Raw genomic sequence first — 22138 nt, forward strand, 5'->3', positions numbered from 1 at the left:
ACCGATCGCTCGCCGGCCGGCGAAGGGATCTCCACATGTCGGGGTGCTGCGCGACCAGGAGTACCAGCAAAAAGTATGAAAAGGATGTTATTCATTTGGTAATGCGGTTAGGGTCTCTTTGCCGGATTCCCTGGTCGAGCGCGTGGATGAACCGCCGGTTCCGGACCTTTCCATGCCTGGGCGTCCGGCGGTCCCCGTCCGCCTCGCCCATCCGGGAGTACGTCCGTGGCCATCGACCTCGTCTCTCGCGCCGCGTGGGGCGCCCGCGCGCCCAGGGGTTCCTACTCGCGGCTGACCTCCACCAGGGGAGTCAAGGTCCACTACACCGGAGGCAGGGTCGATCCCGCCATCGTGGACGACCACGCCAAGTGCGTGGCGATGGTGAAGTCCATCCAGAACTTCCACATGGACGGCAACGGATGGATGGACACCGGATACTCCATGATCGCTTGCCCGCACCGGAAGGTGTTCGTCGGACGGGGGCCGCACAACCTGCCCGCGGCCAACGGGGCCGGTCTCAACTCCGGGCACTACGCCGTGCTCGGTCTGGTCGGGAACTCCGGCCTGGTCACACCGCCCGACGGGCTCCTGGACGCGATCCTCGACGCGGTCGAGTACCTCCGTGACAAGGGTGGCGCGGGCAAGGAGATCAAGGGGCACCGGGACGGCTACTCCACCGACTGCCCCGGCGACGCCCTGTACGCCTGGGTGCGCAAGGGCGCGCCACGCCCGGGAGGCGGGGGCCAGCAACCCGATCCCGGATCCACCCCGAAGTGGCCCGGACGGCTGCTGAAATATCCGCCCATCATGCGAGGTGAGGACGTCCGCACCTGGCAGCGGCAGATGGCCCGCCTCGGGTACGCGATCGAGGCCGACGGCGCCTACGGTCCCAAGTCCAAGGCCGTGTGCGTCACGTTCCAGAAGGACCGGAGCCTCGACCCCGACGGCATCGTCGGCCCGCTGACCTGGAACGCCGCCTTCGCGTCGGCGGCCCGCTCCGCGACCGCCTCCCCTGCCGCCGTGCCGACCTCCGACGCTGCGCTGATCGCCGACCCGGCCGCGAACGCCGACCCCGCTCCCGCCGCCGATGCCGCACCGGTCGCCGAGCCTGAGGCGTCTTCCGAAGCGGCGCCGCCCGCCGAGCCGGCGCGCTCCGAGCCAGACACGCCCGGGGCCTGAGCGGCGCGCACCGGAACGCCGCAGGCGCTCGGTCTGCTGTACTCCGTGGAGGGGTCGCCTCGCCGACCTTCGGCTGGACCGCCCACGTGCACCGGCACGGGCTCACTGTGATCGTCTCGGCCGCGCTGTGGGGCGTCTCGGTGGCGATTTCCGCGATCATGCCGAGCGCGTGGCGCTCGTGTGACGGTGTCGGCTCGCCCCGTTGACACGCTCTCCGGAACGAACGCCGCAGATTCAGCCCGTGGCCTGGGAGTGGGCGGGCCGCCGCACCCGGCGAGAATAGGGGATGCCCCTTCTCATAGACCGGGACCCGGATAAATGTTCTGGGGACGATACGCCTAGCATCCCTCGCATGACGGTGCCGCCTCTTGAATTCGCCGCAGGATTCCCGCCCGGCACGCGGGAGCAGTGGCGCACGCTCGCACTCGGAGTCCTCAGGAAGTCCGGCGTCCTCCCCGAGGACGCCGCGCCCGCCGCCGCGGAGGAGGCGCTGTCCTCCACGACGTACGACGGCGTGACGATCGCCCCCCTCCACGACGCCTCGGACCTGCCCGACGCCCCGCGCGTCGTGCGGCCCGCCGGCCCCTGGGACGTACGGCAGCGCCACGCGCACCCGGATCCGGCGGTCACCGGGGAGGCGGTCCTGGCCGACCTGGAGAACGGTGTCACCTCCATCTGGCTGGACCTGATCTCCATCGGTCCCGAGGCGCTGCCGCGGGTGCTCGACCGGGTCCTCCTCGACCTCGCCCCGGTGGTCCTGGAGGCGGGCGACCGGGCGCTCGAGGCGGCGACCGCGTTCCTCGACCTGCTCACCGAGCGCGGCGTGACCCCTCCCGGTGGCAACCTCGGCCTCGACCCGCTCGGCGCGCGGGCCCGGGGCGCGAGCCCTTCGCCCGGATTCGACCTCGGACGCGAGGACGCCTTCCCCCGCGCCACTGACGCGGTCGGTGATCTCCTGCGGCGCTGCGCGCGCGACTTCCCGGCGTTGCGGACGTTCGTCGTCGACGCCCTGCCGTACCACGACGCGGGGGCCGGCGACGCGGAGGAGCTGGGCTGCTCGATCGCCACGGGCGTCGCCTACCTGCGGACGATGACCGCCGCGGGGCTCTCCGTCGAGCAGGCGCTCGGGCAGCTCGAGTTCCGCTACGCGGCCACCGCCGACCAGTTCCTCACGATCGCCAAGCTCCGCGCCGCCCGGCGGCTGTGGGCCCGGGTCGCGGAGGTCGTCGGCGGCTCCGGGGAGCAGCTCCAGCACGCCGTCACCTCCTCGGCGATGATGACCGAGAGGGACCCGTGGGTGAACATGCTCCGCACCACGCTGGCCTGCTTCGGGGCGGGGGTGGGCGGCGCGGACGCGGTGACCGTGCAGCCGTTCGACGCCGTCCTCGGCCTGCCCGACGCGTTCGCCCGGCGCATCGCCCGCAACACGCAGGCGCTGCTCCTCGAGGAGGCGGGCGTGGCGCGCGTCCTCGACCCGGCGGGCGGCTCCTGGTACGTGGAGCGGCTCACCGCCGACCTGGCCGAGAGCGCCTGGGCGTGGTTCCAGGACATCGAGCGCGCGGGCGGGATGGCCGTCGCCCTGGAGCGGCTCGTCCCCGAGCGGCTGGCCGCCACCCGCGCCGCGCGCGCGGACGCCGTCGCCCACCGCCGCGATCCGATCACCGGGGTCAGCGAGTTCCCCAACCTGACGGAGCGGCTGCCGGAGCGCGAGCCGGGCCACGGCCTCGCCGGCGCCCCTTCCGGCGAGGGGCTGCCCCGCGTCCGGTACGCCGAGGAGTTCGAGGCGCTGCGCGACCTCGCCGACGCCCAGGACGAGCGGCCCACCGTGTTCCTCGCCACCATCGGGCCGGTCGCCGTGCACACGGCTCGCACGTCGTTCGCGGCCAACCTCTTCGCGGCCGGCGGCGTCGCCACCGTGACCAGCGGGCCGGGCACCGACGCCGCGGCCATCGCCGCCGCGTTCCGCGACGCCGGCACGCCGGTCGCCTGCCTGTGCTCCAGCGACCGCCTGTACGGCGAGCACGCCGAGGCGGTGGCGGCGGCGCTCCGCGAGGCGGGGGCTCGGCGCGTGTGGCTGGCCGGGAAGGGCGAGTATGAGGGAGTGGACGACCGTGTGTACGCCGGCTGCGACGCGCTCGGCGTGCTCCGCACGACCTTCGATGATCTGGGAGTGACCCGATGACCATCCCTGACTTCTCGGGAATCGACCTGGGCCCCGGGGCGGGGGCCGTGCCGGACGTCGACGGCGCCGTGTGGGAGACGCCGGAGGGCATCGAGGTCAAGCCGTTCTACGCCGCCGGGGACCTCAAGGGGATCGACTTCCTGGAGACCTACCCCGGCATGCCGCCGTACCTGCGCGGGCCGTATCCCACCATGTACGTCAACCAGCCGTGGACGATCCGCCAGTACGCCGGTTTCTCCACTGCCGAGGAGTCGAACGCGTTCTACCGGCGCAACCTCGCCGCCGGGCAGAAGGGCCTGTCGGTCGCGTTCGACCTGGCCACGCACCGGGGCTACGACTCCGACCACCCCCGGGTCGCGGGCGACGTCGGCATGGCCGGCGTCGCGATCGACTCGATCTACGACATGCGGCAGCTCTTCGACGGGATCCCCCTCGACCGGATGAGCGTGTCGATGACCATGAACGGCGCGGTCCTGCCGATCCTCGCGCTCTACATCGTGGCGGCCGAGGAGCAGGGGGTGACCCCGGAGCAGCTCGCCGGGACCATCCAGAACGACATCCTCAAGGAGTTCATGGTCCGGAACACCTACATCTACCCGCCGGGACCGTCGATGCGGATCATCTCCGACATCTTCGCGTACACCTCGCGGCGGATGCCGAAGTTCAACTCCATCTCGATCTCCGGCTACCACATCCAGGAGGCCGGGGCGACCTGCGACCTGGAGCTGGCCTACACCCTCGCCGACGGCGTCGAGTACCTGCGGGCCGGGGTGGCCGCGGGCCTGGACATCGACGCGTTCGCGCCGCGCCTGTCGTTCTTCTGGTGCATCGGCATGAACTTCTTCATGGAGGTCGCCAAGCTCCGCGCGGCCCGGCTGCTGTGGGCCGAGCTGGTCCGCGGCTTCGGGGCGAAGAACCCCAAGTCGCTGTCCCTGCGTACGCACAGCCAGACCTCCGGCTGGTCCCTGACCGCCCAGGACGTGTTCAACAACGTCGCACGGACCTGCGTGGAGGCGATGGCCGCCACCCAGGGGCACACGCAGTCGCTGCACACCAACGCGCTGGACGAGGCGCTCGCCCTGCCGACGGACTTCTCCGCCCGGATCGCCCGCAACACGCAGCTCCTGCTCCAGCAGGAGTCGGGCACCTGCCGGGTGATCGACCCGTGGGGCGGCTCGTACTACGTCGAGCGGCTCACCAACGATCTCGCCGCGCGGGCGTGGGGGCACATCCAGGAGGTCGAGCGGGCCGGAGGGATGGCCCGCGCCATCGACCAGGGGCTGCCCAAGCTCCGCATCGAGGAGGCGGCGGCCCGCACCCAGGCGCGCATCGACTCCGGCCATCAGCCGGTCATCGGGGTCAACAAGTACCGCCCGCAGGCCGACGAGCCGATCGAGGTGCTCAAGGTCGACAACACGGCGGTGCGCGAGCAGCAGCTCGAGAAGCTCCGCAGACTGCGCGAGGAGCGCTCCCAGGCCGACGTGGACGCCGCGCTCGACGCGCTCACCAGGGCGGCGGCCGAGGGCGGGAACCTGCTGGAGCTGGCCGTGGACGCGGCGCGCGCCAAGGCCACCGTGGGGGAGATCTCGGCCGCGCTGGAGAAGGTGTTCGGACGGCACGCCGCGGAGATCCGTACCATCTCGGGCGTGTACCGCGAGGAGGTGGGCCAGGGAGTGGACGAGGTCCGCGCGGCCTGTGCCGAGTTCGAGAAGGCCGAGGGCCGCCGCCCGAGGATCCTGGTCGCCAAGATGGGCCAGGACGGGCACGACCGGGGCCAGAAGGTGATCGCGACCGGCTTCGCCGACCTCGGCTTCGACGTCGACGTCGGCCCGCTGTTCCAGACGCCGGAGGAGGTCGCGCGCCAGGCGGTGGAGGCCGACGTCCACATCGTCGGCGTCTCGTCGCTCGCCGCCGGGCACCTGACGCTGGTCCCGGCGCTGAGGCGGGCGCTGCACGACCTCGGCGCGGACGACATCATGATCGTGGTCGGCGGCGTGATCCCGCCGGGCGACTTCGACGCGCTCCGCGAGGCCGGAGCGGCGGCGATCTTTCCGCCCGGCACCGTGATCGCGGACGCCGCCCTCGACCTGCTGCGCGCTCTCTCCCACGCGTGACCATGGGGAACGCGCTGAATGACTACGTCACCGGAGTGCTGGCGGGCGACCGGCGGTGGATCGCCCGCTCCATCACGCTGGTGGAGTCCACCCGCGCCGACCACCGCGACCTCGCGCAACGCCTGCTCGCCGAGCTGACCCCGCACGCGGGGAAGGCCCGGCGGGTGGGCGTCAGCGGGGTGCCGGGGGCCGGGAAGTCCACGTTCATCGAGGCTCTCGGCACCCACCTCACCGGGCGCGGCCACCGGGTGGCGGTGCTCGCCGTCGACCCGTCGTCGCGGCGCTCGGGGGGCAGCATCCTCGGCGACAAGACCCGGATGGCACGGCTGGCCACCGACCCGAACGCCTTCATCCGGCCGTCCCCCACCGCGGGCACCCTCGGCGGCGTCGCCGCGGCCACCCGGGAGGCGATGGTCGTCGTCGAGGCGGCCGGCTATGACATCGTCCTCGTGGAGACCGTCGGCGTCGGGCAGTCCGAGACCGCCGTCGCCGACATGGTCGACACGTTCCTCCTGCTCACCCTCGCCCGTACGGGCGACCAGCTCCAGGGCATCAAGAAGGGCGTCCTGGAGCTGGCCGACGTGATCGCGGTCAACAAGGCGGACGGCGAGCACGAGGTGGCCGCGCGCCAGGCCGCGCGCGAGCTCGCCGGGGCGCTGCGGTTCCTGCGATCCGGGGAGACGGCCCCGGTCCTGACCTGCAGCGGGCTGAGCGGCGCCGGGCTGGAGGAGCTGTGGAAGCACGTCGTACGCCACCAGGAGGGCATCGACCTGGCGGGCAAGCGGCGTCGCCAGCAGGTCGAGTGGACGTGGGCGCTGGTGCGTGACCGGCTGCTCGCCCGGCTGCACGAGAAGACCGCCTCGATCGCCCCGGAGATCGAGCGGCAGGTGCTCGACGGGAGCCTCACGCCCGGCCAGGCCGCGGACCGGATCCTCGCCGTATTTTCGGGTCCGGCCGGGGATTTGTGACAAGCGGGACACGTGATTTCCTCCCGGGTGTTACAGACCGCTACCCCCGGGTGAGGAGCGCCGCCGGCGCGCGGATTTCCTCACAGGCTGTGATGCCACCATGGCCCCGTTGTCGACGAACGGGGAGGCACCATGCATCACGACCCGCTGCTGCCGCCGGCGGTGGCACGTGCGCTCGAGGAGTACGGCGCGCTGCTCGCCGAGCACGGTCTCACCTGGGGGGAACCGCCCCTCGACTACGTCCGGATGATGACCTTCCTCCGGTTTCCAAAAGAGGCCGAGCGGATGTTCGTGACCCCTGGAGCCGACCTCGCCGCCGCCTTCCGGGACGTGCTCGGCGAGACCCTGCCGGACGGGCTCGTCGCACTCAGGGTCACGCCGCACGGCCACCGCTTCGACCCGGGGACGGTCCACGCGGTGGTGGCCGCCCGCCCGGTCGAGGCCACGCTCGTCGTCGACTCCTCGCGCGACGCCGCGACCGTCGTCACCGTGGACGGCAGGCCGTACGAGATCGCGGCCCGCGGCGCGCTGCTGGTGGACATCCGTAGCGACTCCGAGGTGACCGTGGACGGCGCGCCGGTGGACCTGTCCCCACTCCGCCGCCACGCCCTGCCGTCGCGGCTGCGCCTGCGCGCCGGCTTCCCCTGCCGCTGGAGCGTGACCTCGGAGGGCGGCCAGGGCTGGTACCCCGAGGGCGCGCCGCACCGCCGCGACTACCACGGCCGGCCGTTCTTCCACGGCGACGACCTCGTGCTCGACGTACCGGCCGAGATCCTCACCGTCCAGGTCACCCGGGGCATGGAGTACGACTGGGCCGAGACGACCGTCGTGCCCGAGCCGTGGGGGGAGACGCTCGTCGAGCTGACCCCCGAGCGGATCTATGACGCCGCCGCCCGCGGCTGGTACGGCGCCGACCTGCACGTGCACCTCAACTGGGCCGGCGACCTGGTCGCCCCGCCCGCCGCGGCCGCGCTGATGCAGCACGGCGAGGACCTGCACGTGCTCAACCTCGTCGCGGGCAACGTCTCCGGCGAGCGCGTCTACGACAGGGAGGCGCTCCAGCACTGGGCGGGACGCGACCTTCCCTGGTCGGACGCCGGGCACATCGCCCGGATGGGCGTGGAGTACCGCAACGACCTGTTCGGGCACGTCCACGCGTTCGGGGTGACCACCCCGCCCATGCGGTACCACACCGGTTTCGGCGGCGAGGCCGACTGGCCGCCGAACGGCGCCGCGTGCGGCGAGATGCGGGAGGCGGGGGCGGGGGCGGTGCTGGGCTACGCCCACCCCTTCCACCGCTCCATCGCCACGCCGGAGGACATCATCGCCGAGGGCCGCAGGAACTGCTCGGCCAGGGCGGTCGTGGTCGACGCCGCGCTCGGCCTCGTGGACGGCATGGAGCTGCTGCACTTCTCCGACATCGAGGGCACGGTCGAGGTCTACCGGCGACTGATCGGCGCGGGCAACCGGCTGACCGCGCTGGCCGGCACCGACTCCATGCTCTCGTTCACCCGGCAGGAGACCGTGTCCAGCCCGCCCGGCTGGGAGCGCGTCTACGCCCGGCTCGACGGCCCGCTCACCGCGGAGGCGTACGCCAAGGCGGTGCGGCGCGGCCGTACGTTCGCGACGACCGGGCCGTGGCTGGAGCTGTCGGTGGACGGCCACCAGATCGGCGACACCCTCAACCTGTCCCCGGGCGACCGGGTGACGGTGCGGGCCAGGGCGATCGGCCCCGAGGTGGAGCGGGTCGAGATCCGCACCGCGGACGGCGTGCTCGCCGAGGGCGGCGGAGGCGAGCTGACCGCCGCGCTCACCGTGACCGTGCCGACGTACCTCGTCGCGGTGGCCTCCGGCGGCGGCCACCGCCGGTCCCTGCACCGGCAGGTGTACGCGCACACCAGCCCGATCTACCTGGACGTGGCCGGACGGCACGTCGCCAGGGGCGAGGACGTCCGCTGGTGCCTGCGCTGGCTGGTCCTGCTGGAGGAACTGGTGCGCGGGCAGGCCCGGCTGGAGGGCGAGGGGCAGCTCCGCGACCATCTCGATCTCATCGTGAAGGCACGCGCGGTCTACCGGTCCCGCCTCTGACCGCCCTCGCCGCGGGCCCCTTCCCGGTGGGTCAGCCCGCGGCGAGGGCCTGCGCCATCGCCCGCGCCACGGCGAGGGCGCCCACCAGGCTCTCCTTGGCACCCATCAGCGTGGACTTGGGAGAGTTCAGCGGCGCGCCCTCCGGCCGGTCGGCGCCGAAGAAGTCGACCGTGACGACCGTCGAGCCGTACAGCACGGCCACCTGGCCGACCCCGGCGTGCACGGTGGGCGTCCGGTTGGTCCGGTACTGGCGGAAGGCGGCGTCGCCCAGGCCCTTGATGTCGGTCGAGGTGTACCAGAACAGGCCGCCGCCGATGCCGCTCCCGGCCAGCCTCCGGCCCTCGGCCCGCAGGTCGATGAACCGGTTCTTCGCGCCGTTGGGGTCCTCGGCGCCGACCCGGTTCGTGAAGCGCTGCACGGTGACCACCATGTTGCGCATCCGTGACTTGGCCCCCGCGGGGAACTCGCGGTTCAGCCAGATGCAGTCGGTGCTGGTGGACGCGGAGTCCTGGGTCTGGGTCGCCTTCTGGGTGGCCTGCGGCACGTACCGCAGCGCGACCGCCGACACCTGCTCGCAGGAGGCGGGCATCGCGATCGGGGTGGGCGACGGGGAGGCGTCGGCCGGCGGCGACGCCGCCGGGGTCGAACCGGAAGCGTCCGTACCGCCCGGATCGCCTGGCGTGCTCGCCGGGCCGCGGCCGTTTCGCCACGCCGTCACCGACGCCGCCACCTCGCCCATGACCCCGGAGACCTCGCGCAGCGCGTTCTCCTCGGTCACGCCCTGCACGCCGTCCATGGAGAGGAGCGGCGCGTCCTTGCGCTGCTGGCTCGCCTGGTACTTCACCTCAATGACCACGTCGCCGACGCGGCCGATCGCCTGGCCGAAGGAGTACTTGTTGTTGCTGCTCTTGGCGTCCCGCGCCCACGTGTAGCGGGCGAACGCCTCCTCGCCGACACCGGACAGGGGGCGCACCTTGGAGCTGTAGTACTCCTTGGTCGAGTGGGCCTCGGCGTACTTGCCCGACGTCAGTTCGGCGTCGTAGGAGTCGCGGGCGACGCGGACGGCGGTGCGCTCGCCGTCCGCCTCGTAGCGGGTCAGCTTGAGCTCGATGCTCCGGGAGCGGACGTACTCGCCGAAGGAGAAGTTGTCATTGCGCAGCGTGCAGACCCAGGTGATGTAGCCGGTGTCCTCCCGGTGGTCCCGGGTGTCTCTGTCGGTCTTCGCCTGGGGGACCAGCCGCTCGACGGTCGCGCGGCGCGGCATGGCGCACGCGTCCGGCGGGGCAAGCGTGGCGCGCGGAGACGAGGTCCCCGCCGGGCGCGCGGCGGCGTCGCCGTCCCCTTCCCGGAACACGAAGAAGGCGGTCGAGGCACCGGCGGCGACCAGCGCGGTCGCGGCGGCCACCGCCGGGACCACCTTGCTACGGCGGCGCCGGGGGACCGGCGCGACCAGCGCGCTCAGCCCCGTCGGCCCCGTCGGCGCACCCGGCATACCTGGTCCCGGCGGTACGGCCGGCCCGTTCGGCCCGGCGGGTGCACCGGGTGCGTGGAGCACCGGTGGATAGGACGCGGCGGGCCCATACATGCCGGCCCCTGATCCGTGGGGGCCGTTCGGCCCGTTCTGCCCGTCGGGGAGCGGGCCGTGGGAGAGACGGGGGCCCATCGGCATGGCGCCGGAGCCGTTCGGTGAGGAGGGCGTCGGGCCCGAAGCCGCTCCGTTCGGCCAGGACGGCGCGGATCCCGGGACCGGGCCGTTGGGCCAGGGCGGCACGGCTCCTGGGGCCGCACCACCGTTCGGCGAGGACGGTGCGGATCCAGGGGGTGGGCCGCCCGGCGGTGGGCCGGGGTGGCCGGGCGGGGGCGTCATGGGGCGGTCGTCCCCGGCCTCGTTCGGATCGCGTGGGCCGTTTTCCTGGCTGTCCATGTGCTCTCCTCGGGGGCTCAGGAGCGACCGATCGCTTCCGCGGCGAGTTGCGCGGCACGCTCCGCCGTACGCCGGACGGCGGGGGTGACGGCGGGGCCGTCCAGCCGGTGGTACCGGACCTCGGCGATCAGGTTGTCGACGCGGAACCAGACCGTGCTGGTGGTGGACTTCTGGAAGGAGTTCGACACGTCCTGCGCGAAGCCCCCGACGCCGGTGCCGGGCACGTCCCGGACCCCGTACCTCGTCTCGGGGAACGCGGTCCCCTTCAAGGACGCCTGAACGGAACGGCGGGAGGCGAGGGAGAGCCGGGCGGCCTCCCCGCTGTGCTCGACCCGGAGCAACAGGGTGACGCTGCGCCAGACGATCCCGCTCTTGCGGAACCGCCACGCGCACTCGCCCTCCGCCGCCGAGGTTTCGGTGGGGCCGCCGAGAAGCTCGGTCGCCTGGGCGTCCGTGAGCAGGGCGCACGGGTCGGGAACCGCGGCGAAACGAACCGCGCCGCTCGTGCTCTCGGATGACGAGGCGCTCGGCCGCAGGGCGAGCCAGCCCGCCGTTCCGGTGCCGGCCAGGATGACGAGCACGGCGGACACGATCAGCAGCGGCTTCCGCTTGGCGGGTCGCGCCGTACCGCGCCGCGAGGGCGCGGTGGGCAGGGTGCCCGACACCGGCGACGACGGGTCGGACCGTGCGGCGGGCGCACCGGCCGTGGGATGTGCGGCCGGCGCGGGCGCGAGATCGTGCGCGGTGGCGACCGCGCGCAGGGCCTCCCGTACCGCGTCGGGGGAGGGACGGGCGGCCGGATCCTTGGCCAGCATGGCGAGCAGGAGCGGGCCGAGCACGGGCCCCGCCCGCTCGGGCGCCCGTGGATCACGCAGCAGGACCGCGGCGGTCACGGCGGCGGCCAGCTCGCGCTCGAATGGAGCGTGCCCCTCGACCGCCGTATAGAGCGTGGCGGCCAGCGACCAGAGGTCGGACGCGGGCGTGGCTGCGCCGCCGGACAGCCGCTCCGGCGCCGCGTACCCGGGAGAACCCGCCGTGGTGAGCGACGTGTCCCTCTCCCATGCGCCGCTGGGGGCGGGTCCGAACGTGTCGCCGGCGGCGGCCGGTACGGCGATGCCGAAGTCGGCGAGCAGGGCCTGGCCGTGCTCGTCGAGCAGGACGTTGGCGGGCTTGACGTCGTGATGCAGGATCCCCTGGGCGTGCGCGGCCGAAAGGGCGTCGAGGAGGCGGAGCCCGATCTCGGCGACCCGGCGCGCGGGCAGCGGCCCGCCCTCCTTGATCACGCCGTCCAGCGAGCGGCCGGGGATCAGGTCCATCACGATCCACGGCCGGTCCTGGTCGAGTACGACGTCGTGGATGACCACGATGGCCGGATGGCTCAGCCTGGCGGCGGAGCGGGCCTCATGGATCGCCTGTCCCCCGAAGGCGCGCCTGGCCTCTTCGGTGAGCCCGGGTGGCACGCGGATGTCCTTGACCGCGACGTCGCGGTGCAGCATCTCGTCCCTGGCGCGCCACACGGTGCCCGCGCCGCCCGCGCCGAGGGTTTCGAGCAGGCGGTATCGACCGGCCAGCAGCACGCCGCTCATCCCTTCGCGCGCAGCGCGGCGTCGGCCATGCGGGCGGCGGAGAGCGCCGCGCTGCGGATGTCGTCGTCGGTGGGGGTGGTCGAGAGCGTCGAATAGGCGGCCTCGACCACGAGGTCGCCCACCCGGAAGAGGACCACGCCGGTGAACGCGTGGCCCTGCGACGTCGTGAACTCGTAGGCGAGCGCCTCGTCTCCCACGCCCTTGACGGTCCGGGGAGTGGTCTGCACGAACGCGATCGGGCGCGTCTGCCCGATCTCCTTCCACGTCCAGTCGCCCTTGCGCCCCTTGGCGTACTTCTTGGCGAGGCTCTCGAACAGCAGGCCGGAGGACTCCTCGGTCATGGCCCAGGGGTCGGGCGTGTCGGAGTCCTTCTTGGGGATGAGGCTGACTCCCTCGCCCCGGACCGACCACTCGCAGCCCGCCTCGGCGACCGAGCCCTTCGGCGCCGGCGCCGTACGGACGATCTCGTGGACCTGCTCGGAGGTGAGTAGCGTGCAGAAGTCGACGGGACGCGTGAACGACGGGGCCTTCCGAGCGCTGTCGTCCGGAAGCACGACGAACGCCACGACCGCGGCCACCACCGCGACCAGGGCCACGACCGCGCTCACCAGGAGCACGCGCCGTCTCGTGGCCGTGGGACCGGTGGTTCCCGGCGTGTCCGGTACGGCGGGGTGGGTGGGGCCGGTACGTGGGCCGTGGGCGCCCTGGAAGGCGACGTCGGCGGCGGCGTTCGGCATGCCCGGAGCTGCGGCTCGCGGGTCGTACAGACCGGGCTGTTGGGCGACGTTGTACGGGCCGGGCTGTCGGGCGACGTCGTACGGGGCGGAGCGGTCGGCGACGCCCACAGGATGGCCCGGCCCTCCCGCGCCCTGCCAGACGGGGTGGCCGGGCGCGCTGCCCTGGCCGCTCTGCGGCCCCGGATAGCCGGGCCCGGGGGCGACCTGTGCCGACGAGATCGGCTCGTCGTACGGCCCGAAGGAAGCAGGCGGGATCGGCGTCGGCGAGGCCGGCATGGGCGGCAACTCGGGCGAGCGGCCTGCGGCGACGTCAGCGAGCAGGCGGTGCGCGGTCGCGGTGTCCGGCCGTGCCGCGGGGTTGCGGTCCATCATCCACATCAGCAGCGGCCCCAGGGCGCCGGCACGGCGCGGCGGCGGAGGAGTCGTGCTGGCCAGTGTGGCGCGGATCCGCTCGACGGGGTCGCCGCCGTACGCGGGAGCGCCCTCGGTCGCGAAATACAGGGTGGAGCCGAGGGACCACAGGTCGGAGGCGGGTCCGCCGGTGGCGCCGTCGAGCCGTTCGGGAGAGATGAAGCCGGGCGACCCGATCGTGGCGTCGGCCGCGGTCAGCGTGACCTGACCCTCCAGCCGGGCGATGCCGAAGTCGGTCAGCATCGTACGCCCGTCCTCGTTGAGGAAGACGTTGGCCGGTTTGACGTCCCGGTGCTGGACGCCGTGCGCGTGCGCCTCCCGGAGGGCGTCGAGCACCTCCGCGCCCACGCGGGCGGCCCGCTCCGGGGACAGCGGCCCCCGTTCCTTGACCTCGTCGGCGAGCGTACGGCCGCGCAGCAGCTCCATGATGATCCACGGCCGCCCGTCTTCGACCAGAACGTCATGCAGGCTGACGATGCCGGGGTGCCGGACCCGGGCGGCGGCCCGCGCCTCGCGTACGGCGCGTTCGACCATGTGGGCGCGTTCCGCCTCGTCGAGACCGTCCGGCAGGCGGAGCTCCTTGATCGCGACCTCGCGTTCGAGCATCTCGTCCCAGCCGAGCCAGACCGTGCCCATCCCACCGCTGCCAAGTTGACGGCGCAGGAGGTAACGAGAGGCGAGTCGTCCCCCAGAGGACTCGGGCATATCGGGAGGATAGTGGATCGAGCTACGTGAGTGTTGGGGTAGCAGTGAGTCAGCTTCTCGGCCTTGAAGGGTCAAGCTTGCAGCTCCTCGCCGTCGGTGGCTTCGACGGTTCCCGCTTCAGCCCGGGACATGGCGGCTGTTCACCCAGTTCACGCCGGACACCGGCTCGGGCAAGGGCCAAGACTTCGTGCTCAGTCGCACCGTCACTGTTCCCGGACCGGTCGCCTCCGTCGCCCTGCCCGAGGCCGCAAGCTCTACGACGGTCGACGGCTATGTCGTGAACGTGAGCGGCGCTCTCAAGGCGGGTATGGGCAGCGCGCTGACCGTGTCCTTCGCCAAGTCTGGCAAGCCTGTCACTGACCTGCAGCCCTACCTCGACACTTACGCCCATCTGACCGCTTTCCACCAGGGCGATCAGGCGTTTGCGCACCTCCACCCAGAGACGAAGGTCCATGGCGCCCACGGTGGGCCGGCCCTGCTGTTCCATGCCAACTTGCCAAGGCCGGGCAACTGGCGCCTGTTCCTGCAGTTCCAGACCGAGGACAGGCTCCACACGGCCGCTATTACCGTGCACGTCACCTGACAGCCAACGTATCGCTGTCGCGCTCTCGGGCCAGCCTCGGTCTGCCCCCACACGGAGCCCCGGGCGCGGCGCCAGGCGGCATCGCGCAACAGGCGCAGCCCGTTGAGACCGACGATGACGGTGGATCCCTCATGACCGGCGACGACAACGCGGTGACGGTGGTGGCGGCCTCATCACGCAGCCGGTCGGCGACGCCGAGCACCCCCACCGGGGTGCCGTCGCGGATGACCACGACAGCGGTGCAGCCGTCGTTCTCCACCTGGGCGGCCACCACGGCGGCCGGGTTGCCATCGCTGTCGCCCAGCAGCCGGGTGGGGCTGCCCACTGCGATGGTGCGCCCGCCGACGGTAGCGGTCACGCCGGCTCCGGGGAGGAGGTGAAGTCGGCCACCACGGGGATGTGCAGACCGCGGGTGCGGGCAGCGTCCATGATGGCGCGGCCCAGCGGGTGCTCACTGGGGTGCTCGGCCGCCGCCGCCAGCGTCAGCAGACCGTCCTCATCCAGGCCGGAGGCAGCCAGCGGGCGGATGTCCGTCACCCGGGGGGGCCTCGGTGAGAGTGCCGGTCTTGTCCAATGCCACAGCGTCGACCTGCCCGAGGCGTTCCATGACCACAGCGGACTTGACCAGAACCCCGTGGCGTCCGGCGTTGGCGATGGCCGAGAGCAGCGGGGCATGGTGGCCAACACCACCGCGCACGGGGAAGCGACGATCATGAAGGTCATCGCCCGCAGCAGTGTCGACTGCAGGTCCGCACCGAAGATCAGCGGTAGGGCGAACAGGGCCACGGTGGCGGTGACCATGCCGAGGGAGTAACGCTGCTCCACTTTCTCGATGAACAACTGGGTCGGCGCCTTGGTCTCGGAGGCCTCCTCCACCATCGCCACGATTCGGGCGATCACGGAATCGGCGGGATCGCGCTCGACCTTCACCGTCAATGCGCCGGTGCCGTTCAGGGTGCCCGCGAACACTTCGTCGCCGGTCTCCTTGGCCACCGGCAGCGGTTCGCCGGTGATGGTGGCCTGGTCGACCTCGCTGGCCCCGCTCAGCACCCGCCCGTCAGCGCCGAATCGCTCCCCGGGCCGGATCAGGATCACGTCACCGATGGCCAACTGGCCGGCTTCCACCGTCTCCTCGGTGCCGTCGTCGATGATCCGGGTGGCGGTGGTGGGCGCTAGGTCGAGCAGCCCACGTACCGAGTCCGCGGTTCGGGCGGTGGCGATCGCCTGCAGGGCGCCGGAGGCGGCGAAGCTGACGATCAGCAACGCACCGTCCAGCTGGCAGTCGATGATCGCCGATACCGCTCGGAGCAGGAACGACCTCGATGGTTCGCCATTCAGGGGATCGTCTTGAAGCGTGGCTCAACCCGGTGCTCCGTCTCTGGCCGCGCTGGCCGGCGTGTCGCGGGCTGGCCAGGTGTGCGGTCGTCGTCCACGTGATCAGCGGCTCCACTCTCGCTGGTCTTTACGGTAATTCGCCCAGACCAAGCTCTTTGCTTGGGTGCTCGCTCGCTGCGGGCCGCTTACTGTGAAGATTAGGTCAATAAGCCGTTTCGGCGTCCTCTTGGGAGACCGATTCGACACTCCGTCAGTTCGTAAGCGCCTGAAAACGGGCTGCACCAGCCCCAATGGGCTCGGTGCCACATGAGATCCGGCCCCAATGCATGAGGGTGTGGATCGCCACGGAGTGGTTCTTATGCTCAGACAAGTTTTCGCTACTGGCGCACTGGTGACTTCTGCCCTAGTTGCCCCGGCGACCATATCGGCCCAGCCCGCGAGTGTCGTGGCGCCCTACACAGTCAGCGCCTCCACGTATGTCACGAATACGGTTAGTGCCCCCTTCAAGGTCACTAACACCACCGCCTGGTGCTGGTGGGAGCACGGTTGCAAGTTCTGCAGGGGAGAGCTGGTCTTCTGCCACCACCACAGGCACTTCTTCTTCCACAGGCACTTCCACCACAGGCACTTCCGTCACGAGCATTTCTTCCACAGGCACTTCCGCTTCCATGAGCACGGCTTCCACGGGGGTGGCTTCCATGAGCACGGCTTCCACGGGGGTGGCTTCCATGAGCACGGCTTCCACGGGGGTGGCTTCCATGAGCACGGCTTCCACGGGGGTGGCTTCCACGGGCACGGCGGCGGACGGCGGTGAATCCTAGGCGGATCCCAAGGCGAACTGCTGGGCAGCACAGGACCGGTGAGTCCTGCCATCGTCCCGCCGGGGACCCTCGCGGGGCGATGGCCGGAGATGGCCCAGGTGCGACCAAGAAGATCAAGATCTCTCTGCCTGATGATCTCGCCGTCGAAGCGCAAGCGTCAGCCCGCTTTGGCATGGTCGCGGGACACCCAGCGGGCCTCACGTGACTCGTCGCTCGGGGCAGTGCGGGTCGCTTGATGAACGGCATGTGCTGCTCCAGTGCACGGCGGATCCGCTCGGCAAAGCGTGGCCGTTGATCTGGAACGGGCAGCCTATCCACGGAAGCGTGAGGTCCGCTTCGGTAGGGCGGCGCCGGTGACGGGCAGGAAGCCCACGCCGACCGACAGAGCAGCGGTCGCTGCGGCCAGCGCCGCGGTCGGGCCGAGGAAGGCCGGTTCAGCGAGGCGCCTTACCGGATCGAGCTGTCACCCGCGTCGGTGCTGCCGGGCGGGTAGGCGAGACAGCGTCAGGTGAAGAGGGCGCGCCCCCAGTAGTCACCGGCGTCCGTCACGCCGGGCGGGCAGGCGAACAGGCCGCTGGAGACGTGCTTGATGTACTCGTTGAGCGCGTCCTTGGCGGCCAGCTCCCGCTGGATCGGGACGAACTGCTTGTGCGGGTCCCGCTGGTACGCCATGAAGAAAAGGCCGGCGTCGAGACGGCCCAAGCCGTCGGAGCCGTCCACGAAGTTGTAGCCGCGCCGCAGTAGGTGGGCGCCGCCGTGGACGGAGGGGTGGGCCAGCCGCACGTGGGCGTTGTCGGCGATCATCGGTTCGCCGTCGGCGCCGTTCTTGGCGAAGTCGGGCTCGTCGAACTCCTTCGCGCCGGTCAGCGGGGCTCCCTCGCCCTTGTCGCGGCCGAAGATGGCCTCCTGCTCCGACAGCGGCGCGCGGTCCCAGGTCTCGATGTGCATCCGGATCTTGCGCGTGACGAGGTAGCTGCCGCCGTCCATCCATTCCTGGCCGTCGCCCGCCGCCGCCCAGAGCTGCTCGCGCAGGAGCTGGGTGTCCTCCAGCTTGAGGTTGGCGGTGCCGTCCTTGAAGCCCATCAGGTTGCGCGGGGTCGCCTGCGCCCGCGACGTCGAGGACGTACGGCCGAAGCCGAGCTGGGAGTAGCGCACCGACACCTTGCCGAACCCGATCCTGGCCAGGTTGCGGATCGCGTGCACCGCCACCTGCGGGTCGTTCGCGCACGCCTGTACGCAGATGTCGCCGCCGGAGATCTCCGGCACGATGTCGTCGCCGCGGAACGCGGGCAGGTCGGCCAGGGCGGCCGGCTTCCGGTCGGCCAGGCCGAACCGCTTGTCGAAGAGCGACGCGCCGAAGCCGATCGTCAGGGTCAGCCCGGAGGCGGGCAGACCGAGCGCCTCGCCGGTGTCGTCCGGCGGCGCCTCACGGTCGCCGCCGACCGCGCCGAACGTCCCGGCCTCCTTGCCCTGCGTCATCCGCGCGGCGGCGGACGTCCAGTCCTGGAGCAGCTCGACCAGCTCGGCGCGCCTGTCCGTCGTCACGTCGAAGGCGACGAAGTGCAGCCGGTCCTGGGCCGGGGTGACGATCCCGGCCTGGTGGGCGCCGTAGAACGACACCGGCGCGGACGTCGTCGCCGCGTGCGCGGCGGTGGGCGCGTCGGTGACCAGCGCGCGGCCCGCGACCGCGCCCGCGCCGACGGCGGCGACGCCCGCCGCGCCGAGCCCGAAGAGCCTCCTGCGGCTGATGTTCATTCCCTGCTCCCGTCCCCGTACGGCCGCCGCGGTCACTTGCTCACGGTGGAGGCGATCCGGCTGATCGGCTCGGAGAGCGCGTTGATCACGTCGGACAGCTTCTTGAGGTCGTCCTTGGACAGGTCGGTGTGCAGCTTCCAGCCGTCGCCCGAGCGGTGCGCCTCCAGGGCGGCCTCGGCGGCGGCGAACTTCTCGTCGAGGGTCTTCACCAGCGCGGGGTCGCGCTCCTCCAGCACCGGGCGCAGCGCCTGCACCGCGGCCTTGGACCCCTGGAGGTTGGCGTCGAAGTCCCACAGGTCGGTGTGCGAGTAGCGGTCCTCCTCGCCGGTGATCTTGCCGGTGGCGACCTCGTCGAGCAGGCCCTTGGCGCCGTTGCCGAGCAGGAGCGGGGAGATCGTCGCCTCGTTGGCCTTCTCGACGATGGTCTTGATGTCGGTCATCAGCTTGTCGGCGATCGGGCCGTCCTCGCTGACGTCCTTCTTCACCCACAGGTCCTTCTCGAGGCGGTGGAACCCGGTCCACTCCTCGCCCTTCTCGACATCGTTCTCGCGGGCGTCGATCGCCGGGTCGAGGTCGCCGAAGATCTCGGCCACCGGCTCGATGCGCTCCCAGTACGTACGCGCGACGGGGTAGAGCTGCTTCGCCTTGTCGATGTCGCCGGCCTTGACGGCGTCCACGAACTCCTGGGTCTTGGCGAGCAGCGTCTCGCTCTGCGTCTTGATGTAGCGCTTGTAGCTGGCGGTGGCCTCGGAGAGCTTGGCGTCCTCGCTCAGCGGCTTGTGCTCGCCGGTCACCTTCAGCGGGTTCCTGATGCCCTTGCCCACCATGCCCGGCTTGCACGCCGTCTCGTACGTGCCGGCGGGCAGCTCGACCATGACCTCGCGGGTGAGGCCGGGGACGATGTTCTCCACCTCGCCCATCACGCGGTCGCCGCCCGCGTAGACGTAGAACTCGGTCACCTTGCTGCCGTTGTTGGTGATCGCGAAGGTCGAGGTGCCCGCGGGCAGCTCCGCCGCGCCGACCTTGCACTCGGTGTCGCTGGCCGCCACGGTGATCTTCCCGGGCTTGCCGGCGTCGCCGGAGGCGGTCGTGTCGGCCGTGCCGGAGCAGGCGGCGGCGAGCAGGCCGAGGACGGCCACGGCGACGGCGGCGGGGGTGCGCATGCGGAGGACTCCAGTTCTGGGGGAAGCTCGGGGACGTCGGGGGAGGCGGGGGCCGCGCTCAGGAGGCGGGCACGGTCGGCGCGCCGTCGGCCGGTACGGCGGGGCCACGCGTCGCTTTCGGACGGCCCGACGGCCGGAGGAAGAGGACGAGGACCGGAACGGCGTAGGCCACCCACGCCACGGTCTCCAGCACGCTGGGCTGGGCCGTGATGTTGAACATGCCGCTCAGCAGCGCGGAGTACCAGGCGCTCGGGTCGAGCACGCCGCTGATGTCGAAGGCGTAGGTGCTCAGGCCGGGGACGATGCCCGCCTCCTGCAGGTCGTGCACGCCGTACTTGAAGATGCCCGCGGCGACCAGGATCAGCAGCAGGCCGGTCCAGGTGAAGAACTTGGTGAGGTTGATCCGCAGCGCGCTCTTGTAGAGGCCCCAGCCCAGCACCACGGAGGTGAGCAGGCCGAGGGAGATGCCGATCAGCGGACTGGAGGTGGCCGAGGCGCCCTGCGCGGCGGCGAACCACAGGAGGGCCGTCTCCAGCCCCTCCCTGGCCACCGCGAGGAACGCCATGACGACGACCGCGGTGGCGCCCAGCTCCAGCGCGTGGCCGAGCTTCTCGCGCAGCTCGCCGGACATCCGCCGCGCCGCCGTACGCATCCAGAAGATCATGAACGTCACGAACACGGTCGCGGCGAGCGAGGTGACGGCGTCGAACAGCTCCTGCTGCGTCTGGTTCAAGTGCGCGGCGGTGAAGGTGAGGAGCGCGCCGAACCCGACGGAGAGGAGGACGGCGCCGCAAACGCCGGCCCACACGAGCGGGAGGCGGTCACGGCGGTCGCTTTTCACGAGGAAGGCGACGAGGATGGAGACCACAAGGGTGGCCTCCAGGCCCTCTCTGAGGCCGATGAGGTAGCTCGCGAACACGTGCCGCTCCTGCGAGATCGAGTAAGGCGACCCTTATTTAGGCCAGCGTTACCTTACCCGTCTACCGACTCCCTCAGCCAGAGGGGTACCTGATTGTCACTGCAGTGACGTTCGCCACTCCCTTGCCCCGATCGGGTACGCGAGCGGCGGCGGAACTCCCTGGCGGCCCTGCCGGAGCCGATCATCGGCCCCGGGCCTTGATCGCACGGTGGACCGCCTCGAGGAGGGTGGAGGCCCTCCGATCCGGTACGCCTTCCTGGATGCGGTTCATGACATAGCCGAAGGCGAGGCCGTTCGCCGGGTCGGCGAAGCCGAGCGATCCGCCGTAGCCGGAAACCCGAAGGCGGTCGGGCTGTACCAGAAGGCGTCGGGGGTCGGCAGGCCGAAGCCGCGACGTGGGATCGGCGTAGGCCCGCATCACCTCGCGTGCGGGTTCGGGAAGGGCGTTCAGGTCGATCCGGGCCGGCGCGTCCAGGTCGATCGGGTCGGCGACGATCCGGCTGACCCGATGGTGCTCGGTTTTCGGCAGCCCGATCCACAGCCCGCCAGGCGGGAGCTCCGGCGGACCGGGAGCGGGGCCTGCTGGAGGTGGACGGCCTCTGGCCGGGGCTGCCCCGGAATGTTCCAGGTTGACACATCCTGACTGCTGCCGAGAAAGTTGTACGAGTGATCTCCCCGCGACTCTCCGCGCTCGCGCTCGCCGCGAGCCTGACGTTGACTCTGGCGGCCTGCACCTCCGGCGGTGGCACCCGAACCTCCTCCGGTTCCGGCGACCCCGTTCCCGCGTCCGGATCGGGATCGGGGAAGGGTGCGGAGTCGTCGGCCGAGGCCGCGCTCACCCCGGAGGCGTACCAGGTCGAGCTGGACGCCGTCGGCGTGCCGGTCGGGGACGCGCTGCGGGACATCGCCAAGGCGCGCACGTTCAAGTCACTCGGCCAGCGGGTGCGGCGCGCCCAGAACGCGGTGGAGTCGGCGGCGGAGCGGCTCGGGCCGCTACGCCCACCCGCCGAGATCGACACCGAGCACACCGACTATCTCGCCGCGCTGCGCGCCATGAACGGCAAGCTCGACGAGCTGGGCCAGGCCGTGGACGACCGGTCGCTGTGCACCGCGTCGAGCGTGCTCGGCCGGCTCGGCAAGTCCGGAGAGTTCGGCGGGTTGAAGGAGGCCGGGGCCGACCTCGCCGGAGGGGGCGACTACAAGGGCGGGCTGATCAAGTTCACCCCGCCGAAGGAGCGGAACCGCAGGCTGGGCAACGGCACGATCCTGGCGTCCGGCATCCGGGGCGGGAGGGGCACCCTCACCGTGAAGAACGGCAGCTCCGGCGACAGCGTCGTCACGCTCGTCCTCGGCAAGAAGAAGGCCGTCAGCGTGTACGTGCGCAAGAGGTCGACGGCCAAGGTGACGAACATCAAGGACGGCAAGTACCGCGTCTACTACACCAGCGGCAGCGACTACGACCGCGCCGTCCGGGGGTTCACCCACAACTGCGCCTTCCAGAAGTTCGACGACTCGCTGTCCTTCAAGACCACCTACACCGCGACCCAGATCCGTTGGAGCAACTGGACGCTGACCCTCAACAAGGTGATCGGCGGCAACGCGCCGACGAGCGACGTCTCCCCGGACGACTTCCCGGTCTGATCGCCCGCCTGACGGCTTCCTGGTCCG

General features: G+C 71.7%; 17 protein-coding genes. 7 read left to right on the top strand and 10 right to left on the bottom strand.

All coding sequences use genetic code 11. The features are described from left to right. Nucleotides 1–225: 225 nt before the first annotated feature. The 5 genes from AWQ68_RS08745 (at nucleotide 226) to AWQ68_RS08765 (ending at nucleotide 8531) form a co-directional block, all read left to right on the top strand. Nucleotides 226–1179 (top strand): peptidoglycan recognition protein family protein, encoded by a 954-nt coding sequence (locus tag AWQ68_RS08745; RefSeq protein WP_066937429.1) that lies wholly within the window; start codon nucleotides 226–228, stop codon nucleotides 1177–1179. A 352-nt stretch (nucleotides 1180–1531) separates the two neighbouring features. Continuing rightward, on the top strand, nucleotides 1532–3361 hold the full coding sequence (locus AWQ68_RS08750; RefSeq protein WP_066937432.1) for a methylmalonyl-CoA mutase family protein: 1830 nt from the start codon (nucleotides 1532–1534) through the stop codon (nucleotides 3359–3361). Further along, a complete protein-coding gene (scpA, locus tag AWQ68_RS08755; RefSeq protein ID WP_066937435.1) occupies nucleotides 3358–5475 on the top strand; it encodes a methylmalonyl-CoA mutase in 2118 nt (705 codons plus the stop codon). The genes AWQ68_RS08750 and scpA overlap by 4 nt, the downstream gene beginning before the upstream one ends. Before the next feature lie 2 nt (nucleotides 5476–5477). Then, on the top strand, nucleotides 5478–6443 hold the full coding sequence (meaB, locus tag AWQ68_RS08760) for a methylmalonyl Co-A mutase-associated GTPase MeaB (protein ID WP_066937438.1): 966 nt from the start codon (nucleotides 5478–5480) through the stop codon (nucleotides 6441–6443). A 132-nt stretch (nucleotides 6444–6575) separates the two neighbouring features. After that, nucleotides 6576–8531: a CehA/McbA family metallohydrolase gene (locus AWQ68_RS08765; protein ID WP_066937441.1), complete on the top strand. Its 1956-nt coding sequence runs from the start codon at nucleotides 6576–6578 to the stop codon at nucleotides 8529–8531. A 31-nt stretch (nucleotides 8532–8562) separates the two neighbouring features. Here AWQ68_RS08765 and AWQ68_RS08770 read toward each other — a convergent pair whose 3' ends face one another. The 3 genes from AWQ68_RS08770 to AWQ68_RS08780 form a co-directional block, all read right to left on the bottom strand. Further along, the gene (locus AWQ68_RS08770) at nucleotides 8563–10023 is read right to left on the bottom strand and encodes a hypothetical protein (protein WP_066937444.1); all 1461 of its coding nucleotides are present in this window, start codon (nucleotides 10021–10023) and stop codon (nucleotides 8563–8565) included. A 449-nt stretch (nucleotides 10024–10472) separates the two neighbouring features. Continuing rightward, entirely contained in the window at nucleotides 10473–12041 is a 1569-nt protein-coding gene (locus AWQ68_RS08775) for a serine/threonine-protein kinase (protein WP_084463775.1), read from the bottom strand. Next, nucleotides 12038–13894 (bottom strand): serine/threonine-protein kinase, encoded by a 1857-nt coding sequence (locus tag AWQ68_RS08780; protein ID WP_084463776.1) that lies wholly within the window; start codon nucleotides 13892–13894, stop codon nucleotides 12038–12040. The genes AWQ68_RS08775 and AWQ68_RS08780 overlap by 4 nt, the downstream gene beginning before the upstream one ends. A 187-nt stretch (nucleotides 13895–14081) precedes the next feature. Between AWQ68_RS08780 and AWQ68_RS08785 the strand changes: the two genes are divergently transcribed. Continuing rightward, entirely contained in the window at nucleotides 14082–14477 is a 396-nt protein-coding gene (locus AWQ68_RS08785; RefSeq protein WP_218006812.1) for a DUF8832 domain-containing protein, read from the top strand. On the opposite strand, the gene AWQ68_RS45945 is transcribed toward AWQ68_RS08785, so the two are convergent. The 7 genes from AWQ68_RS45945 to AWQ68_RS08815 form a co-directional block, all read right to left on the bottom strand. Then, nucleotides 14470–14835, bottom strand: a complete 366-nt coding sequence (locus AWQ68_RS45945; protein ID WP_306306798.1) for a hypothetical protein — start codon at nucleotides 14833–14835, stop codon at nucleotides 14470–14472. The two genes, AWQ68_RS08785 and AWQ68_RS45945, sit on opposite strands and share 8 nt — an antisense overlap. Continuing rightward, nucleotides 14832–15740: an HAD-IC family P-type ATPase gene (locus AWQ68_RS08790; RefSeq protein ID WP_306306799.1), complete on the bottom strand. Its 909-nt coding sequence runs from the start codon at nucleotides 15738–15740 to the stop codon at nucleotides 14832–14834. The genes AWQ68_RS45945 and AWQ68_RS08790 overlap by 4 nt, the downstream gene beginning before the upstream one ends. A gap of 475 nt (nucleotides 15741–16215) precedes the next feature. Continuing rightward, the gene (locus tag AWQ68_RS42220; RefSeq protein WP_157545039.1) at nucleotides 16216–16587 is read right to left on the bottom strand and encodes a hypothetical protein; all 372 of its coding nucleotides are present in this window, start codon (nucleotides 16585–16587) and stop codon (nucleotides 16216–16218) included. A 550-nt stretch (nucleotides 16588–17137) separates the two neighbouring features. After that, nucleotides 17138–18424 carry an iron uptake transporter deferrochelatase/peroxidase subunit gene (gene efeB, locus AWQ68_RS08800; RefSeq protein WP_245655809.1) on the bottom strand — a complete coding sequence of 429 codons (1287 nt, stop codon included), beginning with the start codon at nucleotides 18422–18424 and terminating at the stop codon, nucleotides 17138–17140. Continuing rightward, entirely contained in the window at nucleotides 18421–19551 is a 1131-nt protein-coding gene (gene efeO / locus AWQ68_RS08805; RefSeq protein WP_066937458.1) for an iron uptake system protein EfeO, read from the bottom strand. Before efeO ends, efeB begins: the two co-directional genes overlap by 4 nt. Before the next feature lie 58 nt (nucleotides 19552–19609). Next, complete coding sequence (gene efeU, locus AWQ68_RS08810; protein WP_066937460.1) at nucleotides 19610–20470, bottom strand: iron uptake transporter permease EfeU; 861 nt, start codon at nucleotides 20468–20470, stop codon at nucleotides 19610–19612. A 181-nt stretch (nucleotides 20471–20651) separates the two neighbouring features. Next, the gene (locus AWQ68_RS08815) at nucleotides 20652–20888 is read right to left on the bottom strand and encodes a hypothetical protein (protein WP_066937463.1); all 237 of its coding nucleotides are present in this window, start codon (nucleotides 20886–20888) and stop codon (nucleotides 20652–20654) included. 248 nt (nucleotides 20889–21136) lie between these two features. On the opposite strand from AWQ68_RS08815, the gene AWQ68_RS08820 reads away from it, so the two are divergent. Further along, the gene (locus tag AWQ68_RS08820) at nucleotides 21137–22111 is read left to right on the top strand and encodes a hypothetical protein (RefSeq protein ID WP_066937466.1); all 975 of its coding nucleotides are present in this window, start codon (nucleotides 21137–21139) and stop codon (nucleotides 22109–22111) included. The last annotated feature ends 27 nt before the right edge of the window (nucleotides 22112–22138 follow it).

Source organism: Microtetraspora fusca (genome assembly GCF_001570365.1).
Classification (GTDB): domain Bacteria; phylum Actinomycetota; class Actinomycetes; order Streptosporangiales; family Streptosporangiaceae; genus Microtetraspora; species Microtetraspora fusca.

Excerpts from the sequence above, each read along its gene's own strand:
- AWQ68_RS08750 (WP_066937432.1), top strand. The coding sequence starts at position 1,532 with ATGACGGTGCCGCCTCTTGAATTCGCCGCAGGATTCCCGCCCGGCACG.
- AWQ68_RS08775 (WP_084463775.1), bottom strand. The coding sequence starts at position 12,041 with ATGAGCGGCGTGCTGCTGGCCGGTCGATACCGCCTGCTCGAAACCCTC.
- meaB (WP_066937438.1), top strand. The coding sequence starts at position 5,478 with ATGGGGAACGCGCTGAATGACTACGTCACCGGAGTGCTGGCGGGCGAC.
- AWQ68_RS08780 (WP_084463776.1), bottom strand. The coding sequence starts at position 13,894 with ATGCCCGAGTCCTCTGGGGGACGACTCGCCTCTCGTTACCTCCTGCGC.
- AWQ68_RS08765 (WP_066937441.1), top strand. The coding sequence starts at position 6,576 with ATGCATCACGACCCGCTGCTGCCGCCGGCGGTGGCACGTGCGCTCGAG.
- AWQ68_RS08815 (WP_066937463.1), bottom strand. The coding sequence starts at position 20,888 with ATGCGGGCCTACGCCGATCCCACGTCGCGGCTTCGGCCTGCCGACCCC.
- scpA (WP_066937435.1), top strand. The coding sequence starts at position 3,358 with ATGACCATCCCTGACTTCTCGGGAATCGACCTGGGCCCCGGGGCGGGG.
- efeO (WP_066937458.1), bottom strand. The coding sequence starts at position 19,551 with ATGCGCACCCCCGCCGCCGTCGCCGTGGCCGTCCTCGGCCTGCTCGCC.
- AWQ68_RS08770 (WP_066937444.1), bottom strand. The coding sequence starts at position 10,023 with ATGCCGGGTGCGCCGACGGGGCCGACGGGGCTGAGCGCGCTGGTCGCG.